This window comes from Pectobacterium brasiliense, assembly GCF_013449685.1.
Classification (GTDB): domain Bacteria; phylum Pseudomonadota; class Gammaproteobacteria; order Enterobacterales; family Enterobacteriaceae; genus Pectobacterium; species Pectobacterium brasiliense_A.
Window position 1 is genome coordinate 1 of sequence record NZ_JACDSF010000071.1, and the last position, 997, is coordinate 997.

General features: G+C 59.1%; 1 pseudogene. It reads left to right on the plus strand.

Features of this window, described 5'->3' with window-relative positions:
• Positions 1–997, plus strand: a pseudogene (locus H0248_RS22270) (DNA primase); the annotation flags it as partial.

Below are 997 nucleotides of genomic sequence, written 5' to 3' on the forward strand. Positions count from 1 at the left end.
GAAAGCTGCGCCACAGCCTGAAAAACCGTCTCAACCTGTCTCCTCGTTAGCCGCCGGGGTTGTGGTTGAAGCCCTGTCGAACGGTGAGCTTGAGATAGCCCTGTCCGGCCAGCACTGGCGCATCCGGGGCATGGCATCGGTGAAGATCGGCAGCGGCGCGATGAAGGTGAACGCACAGGTTATCGACACGGCCAGCGGCGTGGTGTTCGCCGACAGCGTGGACATGATGAGTGCGCGTTCGCGGGCAGGTTATGCGCGGCTGGCCGCCTCTGAACTGGGGTTAGCGGAAAGCGACATCAAACGCTGCTTAGGCCGTGTGCTGCTGGCACTGGAAGCGCATCTGAGCCAGCCGGAAACCCACGGTGAAACCACGCAGGATATTACCGATGAACAGCGGGATGCGGCGCTGGCGTTGCTGCAAGACCCGAATCTTATCGGCAGGCTGACGGATGATCTTGCGGCCTGTGGCGTGGTGGGGGAATCGACCAACTTGGTGGCGGGTTATCTGGCGGCAGTATCGCGCAAGCTGGATAAGCCGCTGGCCGTGCTTATCCAGTCATCAAGCGCGGCGGGAAAATCCTCACTGATGGATGCGGTGCTGAACCTGATACCACCGGAAGAGCGCCTGCAATACTCGGCGATGACCGGACAAAGCCTGTTCTATCTGGGTGAAACGAACTTACAGCACAAGATACTGGCGATAGCGGAAGAGGAAGGGGTACGGCAAGCCGCCTATGCGCTGAAGCTGTTGCAGAGTGACGGGGAACTGACCATCGCCAGTACCGGCAAGGATGATGCCACAGGCAATCTGGTGACGAAGCAGTACACGGTGAAAGGCCCGGTGATGCTGATGTTAACGACGACGGCCATCGATGTGGATGAAGAGCTGTTAAACCGCTGTCTGGTACTTACCGTCAACGAATCCCGCGAACAGACCGAAGCTATCCACGCCTTGCAGCGGCACAAGCAGACGCTGGAAGGGTTGCTGATGGAGAAC